Below are 16,464 nucleotides of genomic sequence, written 5' to 3' on the forward strand. Positions count from 1 at the left end.
CACTTTTGTGCGGATCTTAACGAAAACAGGTGGGTCAATTTTATTCGCTCATAACCCACCTAAGTGGGTCAATTTTGCATGCCGATTCACACTCTTGGGCTCTGAGCCGACTTGCTGCGGTGTAGCAGTTCCAGCCTTAAGCCCAAACCAAAAGCGGCCATTCCCAAAGATGGGATAGTACATAACCGTCCAGCGCAGGGTGCCCTGGCGGGGCATTGTCGGTTCCGGTTACGCTGCTTGCGCAGCGTAACACCAGGGCATCAAATCGTCTTGCAAATGATTACCTCGCGCTCCAACCTGTACAGCTCGAAGAACCTTTTATTGTGCAGGTTGGACCTCTCCGACTTGCCAAGACTTATCGAAGAATGACTTAAGTGGGCTGTATAGACGCAGTATGACGAACCACCCTTTTTCTGGATCAGTTTGAATCCAGTTGCCCTGTGCCACACCGTCCGGCAATTGAGGTGCGAACCAGACGGTTGTAGAACCGTCTTCCGCAGTCTCAGCCGCAGGAGTTGGAAAGCTCTGACTACCAGCGCGAGGGTACTTCTGAGGAGTCTGCAACATTGATCGCGTTTGGTTATCGTAAACTGTCAGAGACCAAAAGTTATTTTCCGGGATATTCTGTGGAAGCGTCACTTTATAGGTGGCCGCGCCATCAAAATACTGTCCGTTGGCGTCTTTAGTGGCCAACAAGTATTGTGAGCCGACATCGGTGAGACGCATCGCCATTGCGGGCGTAATACCTGTTGCAACATAAAAAAACGCAGTGCGGGCGTCGTTCTTTTTGTGCCCTGTGGGTGGATAGGGTTTTGCACCATTAGCCGTGATCTCAGGTATGGGCGTTTCAAACAAATAGCCGCCGGTAAAAAGAGGATTGAACCATTGTGACCCTTCGTAGAAGTACCATTCCGGGTCACGCGCATCGAACCCGAGCGTTCGACCTGTTGCGTTGGCCAAAGCGACTGCTTCTGTCAGAATTTCTTTCATTCGATCATCGGGTTTGAAGTCTTTGCCCTTAATGATGCCAAGGGCGGCAATCGGCCCCATAAGTTCAGGGTCAAGTGAGTTTGCAGGCTGCTCCTGGACGAGGCGATTCAGCATTTCAAAGTAGCCGAAATCATTTGGTGGGACGGTGTTGAACGCCCGTCCCGTTCCTTCGTGGTACACAGGCGCTTTGGCTTCGGCGTTTTTCCCTAACTCCACTCCACCTTCCAAGAAGCGGGCAATTGGCATACCAATGCCACCTTGCGCGTATGGGTATAGCTTCATTGTATCCTTGATTTCAGCAACCGTTGGTGCGGGATCATTGTCTTTCAAAAAAGACCGACCCAATATAACAACCTGATCGGTTTGCGAGTGCGCAACATTGAATTCCCCTTCTGGCAAGTAACCATCATATTCCGGGCCAACCAAAAGGTATTTGCCGCCTTCTCCACGGTCAGGACCAGGCTTTCCAAAGTCGATGACCCATCGGAACCACATGTCATCAATTGTTCCGAGAGCTTCCGGAGGCGACTCAAAAACCATTGGTCCATTAGAGAGATCAACGAAGCTAATGTAATAGACGGTATCAGCGTTGGCTGTCAGGAAAATTGATGATGAATCCATCAGCTGCGAGAACATGACAAATTCGTTGTCGCCGATGCCCGCATCTTTGAAACCTTCGCGGACGGCCTGAAGGCTTACCCCACTGAAGGTGTCCGTGAACGCACGAAATGCGTAGGTAAAGTCCAAATGGTTGTAGATGGCCTGTGCAGCCTGCTCACTTGGAGTACCTTTATCGAAATCAAGCGTGCCAATGCGACTCTCGATGCGCGCCGGCGTCGATATAGATGAGAGCGTGTCAGCGGATACCTGACTGAACGAAACTGTTGGAACTGATGCCAGAACGGCAAGAGCCAGAGGCAACGACAATTTTAAGGGCACTGCAAATCTCCAAAACGACTAATGTTTCGCGGATAAAATCACACAACTCATGGCTCGTTTTCAAGTTCTCTGCCGACGTGCTTCCTGGAGCATTACGCCTTTTTTGTTCGCACTGCGGTCGCATGTGCGGCTTGTCACGCTGCATGGCGAACAAACGGCGGGTTAGCGGAAGCTGAGTCGCAGTGTCGAGGGGATCGGAAGTGATCAAACTCGTCCGAATCTTCCATTGACTTTGTCTGCATACCACGCATTGCACCAGTTTGAACGGAGCGCAGCAAGCGACGCGATGGGCTCGGTGCTGCCGTTTTCTGCGGTGCACATGACTGGCTGCTTGCGGCCCGAAGCGGGTAGCGAACGTTATGTGTTAAAGGACCGACGTTGACCGGCGGAAGATGTCGGTCCATTTTTGTTGTAGTGAACTCTCGTTTAGCAAAGGACCTCCGGATTATGAGGTACTTTATGATCGTTGCAAGCATGGGCATTTCTTCGGTTGCAACGATATCTGTGGCCGATGAGTTTTCGGACCTTGGCAAAGACCTCTTTGTTGATCATTGCGCCAGATGTCACGGAATCGATGCATCTGGAAAAGGACCTGACGCAGCTGATTTGAAAACACAGCCTGCTGATTTAACAAAGATTTCCGACCGCAGGGATGGCGTTTGGCCTATGTTGGAGGTCATGTCGATCTTGGACGGTTATTTGAAAGTACAAGAACCTCGCGATGACATGCCTATAATTACCGAATTGAATGAAGGTCCTACTATCGAATTCGATACGGGTAATGGTTTGGTTACGCGTATACCTTCCAGACTTATCGAAATTGCTGAGTATTTGGAGAGTATTCAGTCTCCGAAGCCGGAACGATATGTTCCGTGAAGTTCTGATCCGCAGCTGAGTACGCTAAACGGATGGCCGCTCAAAGTCCAAGGCGGACTACACCAATGCTCTTAACGATGGTTGTCGACATCCGAAGCTATCGAGGTAACCTTCAGATAAGCGCAACGCTTCAACATTTTGTTTTAGTTGTTCGTGGGCTGTTTTCAAATTTGCGCAAAATCATTTTAACGCCAAGCGATCCCTGAGACAGTCGTTAAGAGCATTGAGCGTTGGGCGGCTTGTCACCGGGGCCGATCCAAGACTCTATCGAGTTGTGACCAGTCAATGGCTCGCATCAGTTCTTTCACGGCCTCTGGGTCTACTGTTCTGTCTCGACCGCTGTGTCTTACGACGTGACGCACCAGCCAAATGCATAGGCTGGTGAGAGCAAATGAAAGGGTAAGGCTGATTAAGGTCGCGGTGCTCATTATGGAACTATATCATACCTTGGTATTGATGTCCGGCCAGATGAGTTTCGAACTGACCCATCGCAATTTCCTGCGGGCTGTTTTTGGTTTCAAAGGCTCTGCCGCGAAACTCAAGCTCCAGCCGCTGAAGTTCATTCTGGCGGTCTATCGCCACAGTGCGAGTGAACCACTTTGATCGATCAAAGGTTGAAGGCAGTCAATCAAAGTGCACTTTTGATTGAAGGACAGTGTTTTAAAGTTGTAGAATCCGCACAGAAACTATTTTAAATTGAGCGCGTACTTTGAAACGCGCAAACTTATGGGCAAATCAGCTCCTGTGGCTTATCTGCAATTTTCAAATGCAACTTATTCCCAATCGCCAGCAGATGAGCGCCACGTCTTAGCGTCCGCATCCCAAATACTAGCGGTGACGCAAGGCGTTGGGTTTATTCCGTCGCAATTGGATCCATGAATATCCGCAACAACAACGCGTTGACGCCCAAAATCAACAACCGTCCAGCCCTGGTTGAGCAAGGATTGAACCTCCTCTTCAATCAAGAAGTGCGACATGCATCCGCCAGTTCCGCAGTAAAGAGATGCGGCGCTCGAACACGCAAAATCAGACTCATTCAAAACCCAGTCGCGTTGTAGATCTCCGTCGAGATCGACCCTTTCAACCGCGCCCCAATCTAAGTCAAACTGACCGTTATTGAACTCCGCGCATGCCCGCGCCGCCAGATCAACCTTTGCTCGCAAACCGGTTGGAAGTTGCGAAACGTCAGCCGCGACAACTGGTGAGGTCCAAACCAGGCCCGAACCAAGCAGGATCGCAGATACCAAACGTTTCAAGTAGCTTGACAATTGGGAAGTCGGTTGGAAGGTGGCTTCAGTTGCATTGTTCATACCTGTAGTCCCCGTATTCCAGCCAGTTTGCCGAGCCTTCGTTAAAAATCAGAAATTCGGACCTGTCTTCCCCAAGAAGGGCAACGACAAATCCGGCCGGTGGCTCAGAGTTTCCGAAGTAGCTGTAGGCCGTCATGGCTCTGATCGACTCGCCGTTGACCGTTACTCGCGCGTCCCACTCCCCCTCTGGATTGTCCAAAATTACGGGTTCGATCACGCGCTCTATCGCTCCTCCACCACAATAGACGATGCCTTCGGGCGCTTCGTAGGAGGCCCCCTGGTTAATATCTGACTCGCAGGCGGAACGAAGGGACCGAATTGCCGCGCTGGAACCCTTCAAGTCAAAGATTCCGTAGCTGACATCTTGATCAATCATCGACAGATTAACCGATGCATTGGCCGCAAGCTGGTCCAGTACAAAACCATAGTCTCGCTGACTATTGAAACTGACCTCGACAGGATAATGGCCCTGAGTTCGTTGCACAGGCTGTTCGGGACTGGATCACCGCCGTCGGCGCGAAGACCGCCTACATCGAGCCAGGGTCACCTTGGGAAAACGGATATTGCGAAAGCTTCAACGGGCGGATGCGAGATGAACTGCTCAACGGCGAGATCTTCTACAGCTTACGTGAGGCCCAAATCCTGATCGAAAAATGGAGGAAACACTACAACAACAAGAGACCCCACAGTGCATTGGGTTATCGCCCACCAGCCCCGGAAACCATCATCCACATGGATCAGAGGCCAACAATGCACTAACAATCAAACTGGACCAGTCAGATGAGGCTGCTCAGCAGGCTCTTTCGCGGTGGGTTGGAAGAAGTCGACGTGAAGCGCTTTTGTTATCAGTTTGGTATTGAAACGGGTTGTCTTTATGGCCGCCCCGGCTTGGCCTACACTGACAGGACCTCAGAAATCGAGATTTCGAGAAAGGTTCTGCCATGATACGCTTCTATAGAAAATGGACGTGCGAAGGTCATGTTTTTCGAGGCAGTTTTCTGGCTATCGACGCGACGGTTTTGGCATGAGAGATACGATCAGCCCCTCTTCGGAACTCGCCGCTATAGTGGCACGATGGATCAACGCCTACGGTCGGGGCGATGGGGAGACGGTGGCACATCTATTTTCTGACGACGCTGCCCTGTCATACTTTGGCTCAGCACACGGCGAGGCTTGGAAAGGCGATGCGCTGCGTCGCGGTATGGAGCAATACATCGGTGAGGTTCCACGGTTCAAGTGGCACCCAAAAGACCTGAGAGGATTTGAATGCGGATCACTCGGTTGGGTCGAATGGGAAGCAAGCATTGAGGGTATTGAAACAGGACAGATCGCGCACCTACGTTCTACGGTCATTCTGAAACTCGACAAAGGATCCTGGAAGATTGTGCACGTTCACAATTCCCTACCGGTCAACAACGTAGAGGGATTTGGGTATGAGGCCAGAGGCTTTGAGGAACTGCTTGATGCCGCCCTCTCTACACCCCACGAACTCGGCCAAAGTGGTATAGCGACCATCATGTTCACCGATATCGCGGACAGCACAAAAATCGCTGAGGCTATAGGCGATACGCTTTGGAGCGACGCCCTTGGAAGACATCTGCGACTTGTCGAAACGCAGATCGTCGGGAGTGGTGGACGTACGGTGAAATCACTGGGAGACGGGGTGATGTCGTCTTTTGCTTCTGCAAGGGCAGCATTGCTGGCAGCTCAAAATATTCAACAGGCGAACGCGGCGGAAACAAACGAGCCAAAGTTGCGGGTTCGCATCGGCTTGCATACCGGCGAAGTGATAACTTCTGATGCTGATCACTTCGGGACTGTTGTCAACAAAGCAGCACGTATAGCCGCCCTGGCAGCACCAAGTGACATCCGCGTCTCGGATGCCACACGGATCATGGTGGGCGGATCACAGGAGTTTCAGTTTGCCGAGCAAATGACTGTTCCGCTTAAAGGTCTCGAAGGAGAGCATACAATTTTCAAACTCAACTGGCTTGAGACAACTTGAGACCGTAAGCATGAAAACAGAAATCCCAGTGCAACGAATAATGTACTCGAGTGAAGTCCCAATCTAGACACCCAAAGCTTATGTTAACACGCTATTTGATAGCCTAATCGGGAAGCCGGGTTGTAAAATGGAGCGGCGCCAACATGACTTCTGAAAGCAAAATAACTTATCTTTCTGACGAGGACTTGGAAGGTTTAGGTATCAAACCTTCGGAAGTTGCTGACGCGATTGAATCTGCGCTGATAGCCAAGGCAAGTAAGCAGCTTCATACGTCCCCCAAGACAGCCATTTTGCCCGGGGATGGACGGTACGCAATGTCGACCTTGGCAGTAGGAGATGATGGGTTCATCGTGACCAAACAGGTAACGGTGTGTCCGAACAATCCGGCAAAGGGGCTCCCTGCGATTAACGGCGCTATCATGGTAATGGACGGGCAAACCGGGGTTCTCCGGGCAGTCTTAGGGGCAAATTGGGTAACGGCTGTTAGAACAGCGGCGCTGTCAGTCGTCGCCGCGCGTCGACTTGCCGATCCAAATGCTGAGACAGTGGCTTTTGTTGGGGCCGGCGTGCAAGCTCACTCCCATTTAGTTGCGTTTTCCGAGGTTTTCCCATTGAAAAGCATTCGTGTGTTCGGACGTGGCAAAGCGAATGTCGACAAGCTTTGTCGCCGGGCTCGGGATATGGGCCTCGAGGCCCAAACAGCCACCAGTGCCAAGGACGCCTTGCGGGATGCCGATCTGGTAGTGACATCAATAACTTTGGACTATTCCATCGAACCTTTTCTGGATGCCCGATGGCTAAAGCCGACTGCCTTCGCCGCCATTACAGATGCCTGCATTCCGTGGCTTCCAAAGGGTATGACCGCTTTCAAAACCGTTATTGTTGACGACCGAAAACAGGAATCTGAAAGCGACAAACCAATGCTGCCATATCAGCGAGTAACTGGAGATTTGACGGAAATTGTCTCGGGAGCAGTCGATACCACTTTAAGCGAGAAACCGGCTGCATTCGCTTTCAGAGGGATTTCTTTGGGAGACTACGCCACAGCGGTACTCGCAGTTCGACGGGCGGCCGAGGCACGAGGTCGGCAAGAATAGGATTCTTTCGGCTTTGGGCTCAGCGCTGCCATTTTCTGCGATGAGCATGATTGATCGCTCGCAGCCCCGAACGGTCTTTCAAAGTTGGAAATTAACACCTCAGCCACCGTGGCTCGCTCCGACCGATTTTATGCTAAAGTAAGCAGGCACCAATTGGAGATTTTTAGCTCGGAGCAAGGGAGATGGAACGCAAATTAGCGGCCATTCTGGCCACCGATATAGTCGGTTTCGCAGGATTGGTATCACGCGATGAAAGCGGAACATTAGCTAAGTTGGTTCAACTAGAACGTGAAATCATCGGCATGCAGGTGGAAGCAAACCGGGGTCGTGTTTTTAAGTCTACTGGCGATGGGTTTTTGGCTGAGTTCTCGAGTGTCTTTGAGGCGGTCAATTGTGCAATCAACATTCAACGAGCGTGCGCGCGCGAAGCACGCCAATCGAACAGTGACAACCCACTCATTTTACGCGTCGGAGTTTCGCTCGGTGATGTCGTTGTACACGGCGACGATATTCTCGGAGACGGCGTAAATACTGCCGCACGGCTTGAGGCAATAGCGGAACCAGGTGGAATCGCGGTTTCAGGAGAAGTAATGGCGCAAATAGCGGGCAAGATAGATCTTCCGCTGGCGGATTGCGGTCACAAAAGACTCAAGAGCACTGATACTCCAATACATGTCTACATGACCGTTTCAGAACCCGGCGAAGAAGGGGGTTTTCTGGATTTTGATGAAGATGAATTGGCCAAAACCTTAGTGACAGGTGGCTGCATCTGTGGGTTGGTCCGGTATGAAATAAACGCACCCGCCATAAGCACAGGGTATTGCCATTGTAGTTGTTGCAGAAAATTTTCTGGTTCAGCAGTTAATGCATGGGCGGCCTTTCCCGCTTCTGCTGTTCGATTTCTCACCGAGGAACCTCGATACTTCGCAACTACGCCAATAGCAAATCGTGGCTTTTGTGCCAAATGCGGCGCAAGCCTAACTTATAAGCTCGTTAAGCCAAGAGAAACGGCCTATCTGGTTCTGCATACTTCGAGCCTCGACCAACCAGAAAACTTTGCTCCTTCAGTCCACTCTGGAATAGAAAGCAAAATGCCATGGTTTGATATTTTGGATGACTTACCTCGCACAAGGTCTTCGGACTCTAGAGTTTTGCAAGAAGCATGGTCAAGTGTCGGTCTACCAGACCCTGAAACTTGGGGACCTTTGGCTAAGCCGCCTGAGGTTTTTTAGTGATCGAGCGATTTCTGCTTTATCCGCAAAGAGAGCATTCCTAGCGTTTGAGAAAATGACAACATCGAGCCCAATGCGGGCGCCCATTCGACGTTAGTGCGGCTGCACAACGACTGAACGCTCGTAGACCAGATCGCTCGGTCGTTTTTCCCAGTTTTCCAGTGTCCCCGGCTCACGATCTACTGATCGGCTCGATTTCCATTGAAGCCATATCGCAGCGTTCAACAGTTCTAACATGCGACAGCACCTCCATCTCGAAACTTTCCTTGAAGGTAAGTCGAGATGCTGTTTGCCCACCTGAAGCGATACATCGGCCTACCGATGATGCGACTTCGAGGACCCAAAGGTGCATATGAGCAGTTCCAACTCGCAGCCACAGCTCAAAACCTAAGGAAACTCGCAAAACTAGCCCCGCAACCAGAACCAACAGGCTGAGAGGAACATCCCAAGCGGCTTTTGCCATCGCTCATCGGCAGTTCCAACGTCGACTTTTTCAACACTATCTCCGCAGAGCAATCGTTCACGCCGAGCGCCGCGAAGGTTCGATTGCCGCTCGCCGCTATTCACTTCAACGACTGTTCGCAGACCAAATTGGGCATTCTTCCAGCGGCAAAAAATATGTTTCCACATGTTGCATACTTGCTATGACTTGCCGCTGGTCTACAACTGGTGTCGTCAATCAGGAATGCCTGCGGCTGCCAGCATTTTATAGTAGGCGTCATAGATTTCTGGTTTTGCGATAGAGATACGAGCGCGCATATGCCGGAACATTGAAACGCTAAAATCGGGTTCCCGCGACATGTGAATACCTGCGAGCTCTCTAGCTCGGCTCCCATTGCCGAGAGCCATTTCCGCCACAAGTTCGTTCAGGCGAAAGACAGTCACAGTATTATGAAATGCACGCATTTTTTGGGCAGTTTCTCTTAGATCGCGCCAGTTCCCTTCCGCGATTTGCGACAGGCTGATACCCATGTGGACCCGGTAGTTTAGTGGGTCATTCGGGTTTAGTCGGAGCGCCTCCCTGGCATGAGCTTGTGCCACCTGCGCTTCACCCATCAGGCCATGCAGTACGCAACTGGATCCCCAGGCTGAAACGCAATTTGGGCTTCTCTCGACGACTTGATCCACAAGTGACAAACCGTACTCTGTATCCTCCGACAGAAACGCGAGTACGTAACCGGCATATGCTTGCGCCTCTAGGTCAAGATGTGATGCCGCCAGAGCCTCATGTGCCAGCTGAATTGCGCAATCAAATCGGGCCTCGTTTGGACGCGTATCCGGGTTCCATAGCAAAGTGCGGATCCAGCCTCGAAGAGCGCTTGCCAATGGGTACTCACTTGAGAGTGAAAGAGCTTTTGACAAATGGTCGTCTGCTTCAGTGAAATTGAACCTGTAGATCAAGGACTGCGCACGTAGGAAGTGATCATAGGCTCCAAGGGTGTCAGGGCGCTTGTGAGCAGCACGGTCTATTTCAGCTTGTCGGATACCTGGCGCAATCGAAGCAACGACAGCCTCGGTAATCTGGTCCTGAAGCTCAAAAACATCATCGAGCTTGCCATCGTATCGATCCGCCCAAACATGAGACCCGGTTTCCGCATCAATCAGCTGACCCGTGACACGCAACCGGTCACCAGCGCCGCGAACGGACCCTTCCAATATATAGCGGACACCAAGCTCTCGGCCGATACGACGCACATCAACCGAAAGCCCTTTGTAAGAAAAAGAGGAATTTCGGGCGACCACGAATATCCAGGGCACTCTGGATAAGCTGGTTATTATATCTTCGGCTATACCTTCTGCAATGTAATCCTGTTCAGCATCAGGCGAAAGATTGTCAAACGCCAAAACGGCCACCGATGGCTTGTCTGGGCGAGATTGAATTATCGGGGATTCAGTAGCAAATGCTGTTTGTACCGAGTAAGCAGTTACAGGGCGTGTGATATTCTTCAGATATTGCGGCCCCAATTCGGTGAATGATACATCCACCTTACCCACAAGGTCTTCGTAAACCCGACCTGAAACGATGATCCCTCCGGGAGGAGCAAGACCTTCCAGCCGGGCCGCGATGTTGACGCCGTCACCAAGAACATCACCGTCGTCATCAAAAACATCGTCCGCGTGAATTCCCATACGGAATTGCATTTCCGGACTTTGCCCGCGCGCCCCGTTCCGCTCAGCCATCTGACGTTGCATCGTTTCCGCACATGCTAGCGCATCTACAACCGAGGAAAACTCTGCAAGAAAACCGTCACCGGTTCTTTTGAATAGGCGTCCGCCATTCAGGCCGACATGCGGCTCCAGCGCCCTAAAGTGGCCCCTATATGTGTGCAATGCGGCTTCCTCGTTAGCACTGACAAGCGCGCTATAGCCAACAACATCAGCCACGAGTATGGCAGCCAAGTACCGCTCCAAACAAAATCCTCCCGCGTATCCCTTGTGAAGGAGTGTCAAAGGGATATTAGGGGTTTCGCGCATAAATCGCGATCAATATTCAATGAACATCAGTGACCGAATAACGACACGCAAGCTTTTTGCTTTTGGGTAAATTAGGCAGAAGCGGACCTCGAAAAACCGAACTTTGTAATTTCGACTTTACACCGCAGCACAGGCACTGGAGCAAGGTGCTGCGTATGACTGCCTTGAGGGCAAAACGAGCTTCTAGCCGCGAATGCAAGATTTTGGCTTGGCACTTTGAAAGGCCTTCCTACTCGGGTGCCATCAAAATTCTAGGTTCAGCGCCGCATGCTTGCTATCGTTTCATTAAGGGTCCATTGGCGGAAATCAGAATGACGATACGGGCGTCTTCAAGAAAGGCATTCGAGTACAGAACACGTCTCACCGACAATCGGATTTGGGACATGTTCGCGCTGCGCCAAGGAGATGTGATTGTTGCAACACCGCCAAAGTGCGGAACAACATGGACGCAAGCCCTTGTGCTGTCGCTCTTGTTTGAAAAGCCAGGTATGGACAAGGTCATGGATGATCTGTCGGTTTGGCTCGACCCTGCGTTTCGAGATCAACTCCCCATAGCTCGAATGTTTGAAGCTCAAAGCCACAGAAGATGCATCAAGACCCATACGCCATTTGACGGCATTCCTTTCGATCCAGATTGCACCTACATCGCGGTGTACAGACACCCAATCGACGCCCATTTTTCAATGCGCCGACATGCGGCAAACCTGAAGGAAGACCTGATCCAAGACAGGTTCCCGGATGAGCCGACAGCTTCATTCACCCTTTTTCTTGGTGAGACCGTTCGAGAGGAGATGGCCGATGGGATCACCCTTGACGCCATCGTTCATCATTTCAAGTCCTTCAAGTCAAACATCCAACATCCCAACATACACATTTTCCATTACGCCGATATGCGGCGCGATTTGCTCTCTCATACTAGAAAGCTCGCTTCCGTACTTGGTTTGAAAATTGGCGATGAAATGCTGTCCGCAATTGCGGAAAGTATGCAGTTCGAGAACATGCAAGCCAATGCACGCGCGAGTGCTAAGGAAGAAACACAACGGTCCACAACCTTTAAAGACCCGTCAGCCTTCTTCGATAGCGCAAGCAGTCGCAAGTGGGAGGGCAAGCTTTCAGACGAAGACCTTCTTGCGTTTCACAAACGTCTTGCAGTGTTGCTTCCGGAAGCCGACGCGCGATGGGTTCAGTCTGGCGGAGAGCTTCCTGCTTAGGACCTCGCTTTCTTAGTAAAGATTGCCGCTTCGGGACCGTCTCGGCCATCTGAGACTTTTTGCCGGATGACCCGTAACCACGATGAGGGGTCATTCATGCCCGCGAACGCGGCCAGGGTTTGCCCTAACCAACAACAGCCGTTCGCCGCGGTTTCGCCAGATGACTCAAATGTGGACGAAGCGGACCTTGCAAAGTTTGGTGGTCGAGACCGACTTTGGGCATGGTTTATGGTAAGATCCATGCAAGTGCTGCGAGGGAGAGTACCATGATCGACGCTGAACAGCGATTGGTAGACCACAACATCATTTTACCTGCGCCGCTAAAATTGCCTGTTGGTATGGTGTTGCCATTTCCGTGGATTAACGTTCGGGGCGACCGGGCGTTCGTATCTGGTCATGGACCACAAGAAATAGACGGTACTCCGGCCGCGCCATTTGGAGCAGTCGGAGAAAATGTGTCTGTGGAAGAGGGCTACGCCTCAGCACGCAAAGTCGGGCTTTCTATTCTCGGCAGTCTAAAGCGCGAACTTGGCAGTCTAAACCGAATAACGGGGTGGTGCCGAGTTCATGGGATGATAAATTGCAAATCTGGCTTCAGCGATACGCCTGCGGTTCTCAACGGGTTCACGGATTTGATCATTGACGTCTTTGGAGAAGAGATTGGCCGCCATTCACGTACGGCGGTCGGGGTGGCAGGCCTACCAATCAACTTCCCAATTGAAATCGAAGCAGAGGTTATTGTCTCAACGGCCTAGAATACACGTGAATCCGGAACGACGTACTGGTCAAAGAGGAGCAGGAATGTCGCTGCGCCGGGCAGAAGTACTGTATGGAAGAAGGCATTTGGGTGAGCCAGAAAGGAGACTCCATGATTAAGTTTATGCCTAAGTTTCTGATTGTAACGGCGCTCTGTACGATCCAATACTCTCAAGTAGCGCTCTCGCAAAGTCACACTCACGACGCTGAAGTCACGCCATACGCCGGTCTGCAATCCAGGACCATCAAAAGCTTATCTGAGACCGATCTAGAAGAGCTGCGGCGCGGCGGAGGTTGGGGTTTTGCTTTACCAGCGGAGCTGAATGGCAAACCAGGCCCAGCACACTTGCTCGAATTGCAAGATGAACTTGGACTTTCGAAGGATCAGGTGGAAAGAATTGGCACGATCCATTCTGAAATGCGCAAACAGGCAATCGTCGCAGGCGAGCGGTTTATTGAGGCCGAAGCGGCGTTGAGCGAAGCGTTTGCCGGTGACCAGCTTGACTTAGCCGAGTTAAACAAACTTGTTAAAGCGGCAGAAACGGCCAGGGCCGAATTACGACTGATTCATCTGTCCCGGCACCTGCAAACAACACCGCTGTTGAGCGCAGATCAAATCCAGCAATACAGCATTCTAAGAGGGTATGCGAACGACCCGTGCTCCAATGTGCCCGAAGGCCACGACCCAACCATGTGGAAAAAACACAACGGTTGCAGCTGAATCCTTTTGAAATCAGCGCAAACTAATGTTGGACATGGAGCTGGGAAATCTGATTGCCCTTCATCCAATCTCTCAGCTATGTCGAGCAAACACACTCGTTGTTCCATCCAGACCAACGAGCAAGGTTTCATAAGGTTCTCGTTCGTCTGAAAAATCCATGCCGGGTGAACCCATCGGCATGCCTGGAACTGTTAGGCCGAGGCCTTCAGGATGTTCGGACAAAAGTCGATAGATATCTACTGCCGGGACATGACCTTCGACAAAATAGTCCCCAATAATTGCAGTGTGGCAACTGGAAAGCTCATCTGAGATATTCATTTGTTCTTTAAGCGACCACAGCTGCTCCTGTTCCATGTCTAGCGTATCGGCGCGAAATCCTGCGGAAATCAGGTGATCTACCCACGCGGAACAACAGCCGCAGGTTGGCGTCTTGTAGACTTTGATGAGTGGGGCTTCTTGACCGACGGAAGGAGTGGCTAACACTGCTGCTGTACCCGCTAGTAAAAATTCGCGTCGTTTCATTGGTCTCTTCTCCGCTTCCTCATGGGACTACAAAGATATTGTGCCAAGGCCAAACTTTTCAATGTTACCGGACTGAGCATCAAACGGGCAGTTTCGATACAAGGTCTAAATCTCAATCCAAAAAACACTGGTCGCCAAACGTTTTGTGTGTTGCGTCGCGTATGGCTCAAGTTCACTCGAGCGCTCGGCAATGGACCTCGCGATCAACGTCGTGGTGAGGTCCATAGCATCCTTCTAAGCCGTGGCCACGCCAATTGCCTTGGTGGTGCCTGCCCGTGCACCCTGACAATGCAATCACTATGACCAAGAATGCCGCTCTGCGCGGGTGCTTGATCCAACAGTTCTGTTCCATGTGCGAATCAACCTAGTAGCAATCCGGCTACCTTTGCTTTGACGCAGGTCAACACCCCATTGCGGCAGCTTCAAAGCAGCGGCAGTGTCGCCAGACTATCAAGGCCGTGGTGTTGGAAAGGAACTGATGGAAACCAGCATCGAACACTTAAAGTCCATTGGAACGGACGCAGTGTTCGTATTGGGCGTCCCGACTTTCTATCCTCGATATGGTTTTGTCCCGACTGACAAACAGACGCCCTATCCGGATTTGCTGACAGCACATGAAGCGTGGATGGCCCTTGAGTTGACGACTGGAGCGGTCGAGAAACTAAGCGGCAAGACGAAGGCAATCCCACAGTTCATGCAACCGCACTGGTGGGACACGTCTGGGCGCGAGTGACACCAGCTACCCTGACCCAGACATTAGGTGTTGCCAGTCGAATGTCTGGGTTGTCTGCGATGTGGACATGCGTTGCGATTTGGCGAATGACCGCTTCGAGCCCTATGGGGAAGTTAACCGCCCAGTAAGCCACCAGGTCTTAACCTCGCCCATACCTTTCACTTCAATGGTTCCGCGTTCTTCGAGTGTATATTCGGTCTTTAGTTCTTCCTGGGCCAGACCAGTTACCTGAATGCGGCCCGGTTCGCCGTGGCTTTCCATTCGGCTTGCAATGTTCACAGTCTCGCCCCAGACATCATAAAAAAGTTTTTGGGTGCCGATTACCCCTGCAACGGCGGGACCGGCATGCAAGCCAATACGTAGCTGCAACCCATCGGTAAACTCGGGCGACATGTCTTGCACGGCGGCCTGCATGTCGAGCGCCATCTCGGCGATGCACTGAACCGGGTTGTCCACGGGAGAAGGCGTCACCGCGGCAACCATGTAGGCGTCGCCAATGGTCTTGATCTTTTCCAGCTTATGTTTTGCCGCAAGGTGGTCGAAAGTGGAAAAGATACGGTTGAGGAAGCTTACAAGATCGGTCGGTGCCATTCGGGCTGAGCACTGGGTGAAGCCGACGATGTCGGCATATAGGATTGCAACGTGATCGAGGCTGTCAGCGATGATTTGATCCGGGGCGTCTTTGAGGCGTGCAGCGATCTCAGTCGGCAACAAGTTGTAGAGAAGGTCCTCGGAACGGGCATGTTCAGCCTCCAGCGCATCGTCCGACTTGCGCATCTCTGTAACAAAGAAAGCGGTAGTCGCCACTAGGATCAACAGCAAGATAGCTGCGTTCAATATTGCCATACCCGTTTCGTCTCCGACGACAACAGTTCCGGGAAGTTGATCTCGAAAAGCCGTGCAAGCCAGATAGGCCAAGCCCGAAAGGGCCGCAAAGCCATTCGCCGCGTAACGGGCGGACCTAGGAAAGACAAGGTAGGGGATGACTGTCCCAAGCAAGAAGAACTGATGCGCACCCGAGGCATATCCAAAGGTCAACGCAACAAATGACATGTGCAATAGAAAGACTGTCGAAATCAAAAGTGCAGCGGCACCGTGCCTGTTGCCGCGAAGCAGGAGCAGAGCAAGCAAAAACAAGACGCTGACGATAGCGTTTTCGATAGTAACCAACCTCTCTCCTACGAAGGCATTGGCTACAGTCCATATGGCGTTCGCCATAAAACCAAGAAGCGCCACAATATACGCGGCTCGCGTGTGCTTGGCATCTCGAATTTCACTCAGAAGTACCCGCATGATTTCCGCCTCTCAGGCATTTTGTGGCTTGGCTGAATGATCCGATACAAATGTTCACTTGCACAAGACCAATAGGTCCGCATTGGCCGCGGAGCGGACAATCCTTCTAGCATAACGGCCGCCTGCTATGAGCCGAGGCTGTGTGGAAACTCTTTTGGTTTCGTGGTTTTTACGGTTTTCTGCGGGGTTCTTTAGGGTTTTCGGTATCTAGACTGTGAATCGGCATGCAAAATTGACCCACTTAGGTGGGTTATGAGCGAATAAAATTGACCCACCTGTTTTCGTTAAGATCCGCACAAAAGTG

The 16,464-nt window shown here is 51.5% G+C and carries 14 protein-coding genes and 3 pseudogenes; 11 read left to right on the top strand and 6 right to left on the bottom strand.

The features are described 5' to 3' along the window. Positions 1-318: 318 nt before the first annotated feature. Entirely contained in the window at positions 319-1,929 is a 1,611-nt protein-coding gene (locus ACR0AU_RS21550; RefSeq protein ID WP_480796291.1) for a DUF1254 domain-containing protein, read from the bottom strand. A 459-nt stretch (positions 1,930-2,388) separates the two neighbouring features. Here ACR0AU_RS21550 and ACR0AU_RS21555 point away from each other — a divergent pair, with 459 nt between their 5' ends. Beyond that, the gene (locus tag ACR0AU_RS21555) at positions 2,389-2,805 is read left to right on the top strand and encodes a c-type cytochrome (RefSeq protein WP_480796292.1); all 417 of its coding nucleotides are present in this window, start codon (positions 2,389-2,391) and stop codon (positions 2,803-2,805) included. A gap of 429 nt (positions 2,806-3,234) precedes the next feature. Then, the gene (locus ACR0AU_RS21560; RefSeq protein WP_480796293.1) at positions 3,235-3,408 is read left to right on the top strand and encodes a hypothetical protein; all 174 of its coding nucleotides are present in this window, start codon (positions 3,235-3,237) and stop codon (positions 3,406-3,408) included. A 170-nt stretch (positions 3,409-3,578) separates the two neighbouring features. On the opposite strand, the gene ACR0AU_RS21565 is transcribed toward ACR0AU_RS21560, so the two are convergent. Then, positions 3,579-4,115: a hypothetical protein gene (locus ACR0AU_RS21565; RefSeq protein WP_480796294.1), complete on the bottom strand. Its 537-nt coding sequence runs from the start codon at positions 4,113-4,115 to the stop codon at positions 3,579-3,581. Next, complete coding sequence (locus ACR0AU_RS21570; RefSeq protein WP_480796295.1) at positions 4,099-4,599, bottom strand: hypothetical protein; 501 nt, start codon at positions 4,597-4,599, stop codon at positions 4,099-4,101. Before ACR0AU_RS21570 ends, ACR0AU_RS21565 begins: the two co-directional genes overlap by 17 nt. Here ACR0AU_RS21570 and ACR0AU_RS21575 point away from each other — a divergent pair. The 5 genes and pseudogenes from ACR0AU_RS21575 to ACR0AU_RS21595 all read left to right on the top strand — a co-directional run. After that, positions 4,569-4,874 (top strand): annotated as a pseudogene (locus ACR0AU_RS21575) (integrase core domain-containing protein); the annotation flags it as partial. The gene ACR0AU_RS21570 and the pseudogene ACR0AU_RS21575 sit on opposite strands and share 31 nt — an antisense overlap. Positions 4,875-5,139: 265 nt before the next feature. Next, complete coding sequence (locus ACR0AU_RS21580; protein WP_170473712.1) at positions 5,140-6,120, top strand: nuclear transport factor 2 family protein; 981 nt, start codon at positions 5,140-5,142, stop codon at positions 6,118-6,120. A 143-nt stretch (positions 6,121-6,263) separates the two neighbouring features. Then, complete coding sequence (locus ACR0AU_RS21585) at positions 6,264-7,217, top strand: ornithine cyclodeaminase family protein (protein WP_480796296.1); 954 nt, start codon at positions 6,264-6,266, stop codon at positions 7,215-7,217. Positions 7,218-7,399: 182 nt separating this feature from the next. Further along, positions 7,400-8,449 carry a GFA family protein gene (locus tag ACR0AU_RS21590; protein WP_480796297.1) on the top strand — a complete coding sequence of 350 codons (1,050 nt, stop codon included), beginning with the start codon at positions 7,400-7,402 and terminating at the stop codon, positions 8,447-8,449. A gap of 276 nt (positions 8,450-8,725) precedes the next feature. After that, a pseudogene (locus ACR0AU_RS21595) lies at positions 8,726-8,884 on the top strand (transposase); the annotation flags it as partial. A 240-nt stretch (positions 8,885-9,124) separates the two neighbouring features. Here the strand turns inward: ACR0AU_RS21595 and ACR0AU_RS21600 are convergent. Next, positions 9,125-10,924: an adenylate/guanylate cyclase domain-containing protein gene (locus tag ACR0AU_RS21600; RefSeq protein ID WP_480796298.1), complete on the bottom strand. Its 1,800-nt coding sequence runs from the start codon at positions 10,922-10,924 to the stop codon at positions 9,125-9,127. Positions 10,925-11,307: 383 nt separating this feature from the next. Here ACR0AU_RS21600 and ACR0AU_RS21605 point away from each other — a divergent pair, with 383 nt between their 5' ends. The 3 genes from ACR0AU_RS21605 to ACR0AU_RS21615 all read left to right on the top strand — a co-directional run bounded on the left by ACR0AU_RS21605 (position 11,308) and on the right by ACR0AU_RS21615 (position 13,612). Next, positions 11,308-12,135, top strand: a complete 828-nt coding sequence (locus ACR0AU_RS21605; RefSeq protein ID WP_480796299.1) for a sulfotransferase domain-containing protein — start codon at positions 11,308-11,310, stop codon at positions 12,133-12,135. A 266-nt stretch (positions 12,136-12,401) separates the two neighbouring features. Then, positions 12,402-12,890 (top strand): RidA family protein, encoded by a 489-nt coding sequence (locus ACR0AU_RS21610; RefSeq protein ID WP_170816229.1) that lies wholly within the window; start codon positions 12,402-12,404, stop codon positions 12,888-12,890. A gap of 74 nt (positions 12,891-12,964) precedes the next feature. After that, entirely contained in the window at positions 12,965-13,612 is a 648-nt protein-coding gene (locus ACR0AU_RS21615; protein ID WP_480796300.1) for a Spy/CpxP family protein refolding chaperone, read from the top strand. A 72-nt stretch (positions 13,613-13,684) separates the two neighbouring features. Here the strand turns inward: ACR0AU_RS21615 and ACR0AU_RS21620 are convergent, their stop codons facing one another. After that, positions 13,685-14,134, bottom strand: a complete 450-nt coding sequence (locus tag ACR0AU_RS21620) for a DUF411 domain-containing protein (RefSeq protein WP_480796301.1) — start codon at positions 14,132-14,134, stop codon at positions 13,685-13,687. Between the two features lie 421 nt (positions 14,135-14,555). On the opposite strand from ACR0AU_RS21620, the pseudogene ACR0AU_RS21625 reads away from it, so the two are divergent. Further along, positions 14,556-14,867: pseudogene (locus ACR0AU_RS21625) on the top strand (GNAT family N-acetyltransferase); the annotation flags it as partial. Positions 14,868-14,969: 102 nt separating this feature from the next. Here the strand turns inward: ACR0AU_RS21625 and ACR0AU_RS21630 are convergent. Next, positions 14,970-16,160: an adenylate/guanylate cyclase domain-containing protein gene (locus tag ACR0AU_RS21630; RefSeq protein WP_480796302.1), complete on the bottom strand. Its 1,191-nt coding sequence runs from the start codon at positions 16,158-16,160 to the stop codon at positions 14,970-14,972. Between the last annotated feature and the right edge of the window lie 304 nt (positions 16,161-16,464).

Source organism: Ruegeria sp. CG1, from assembly GCF_056537265.1.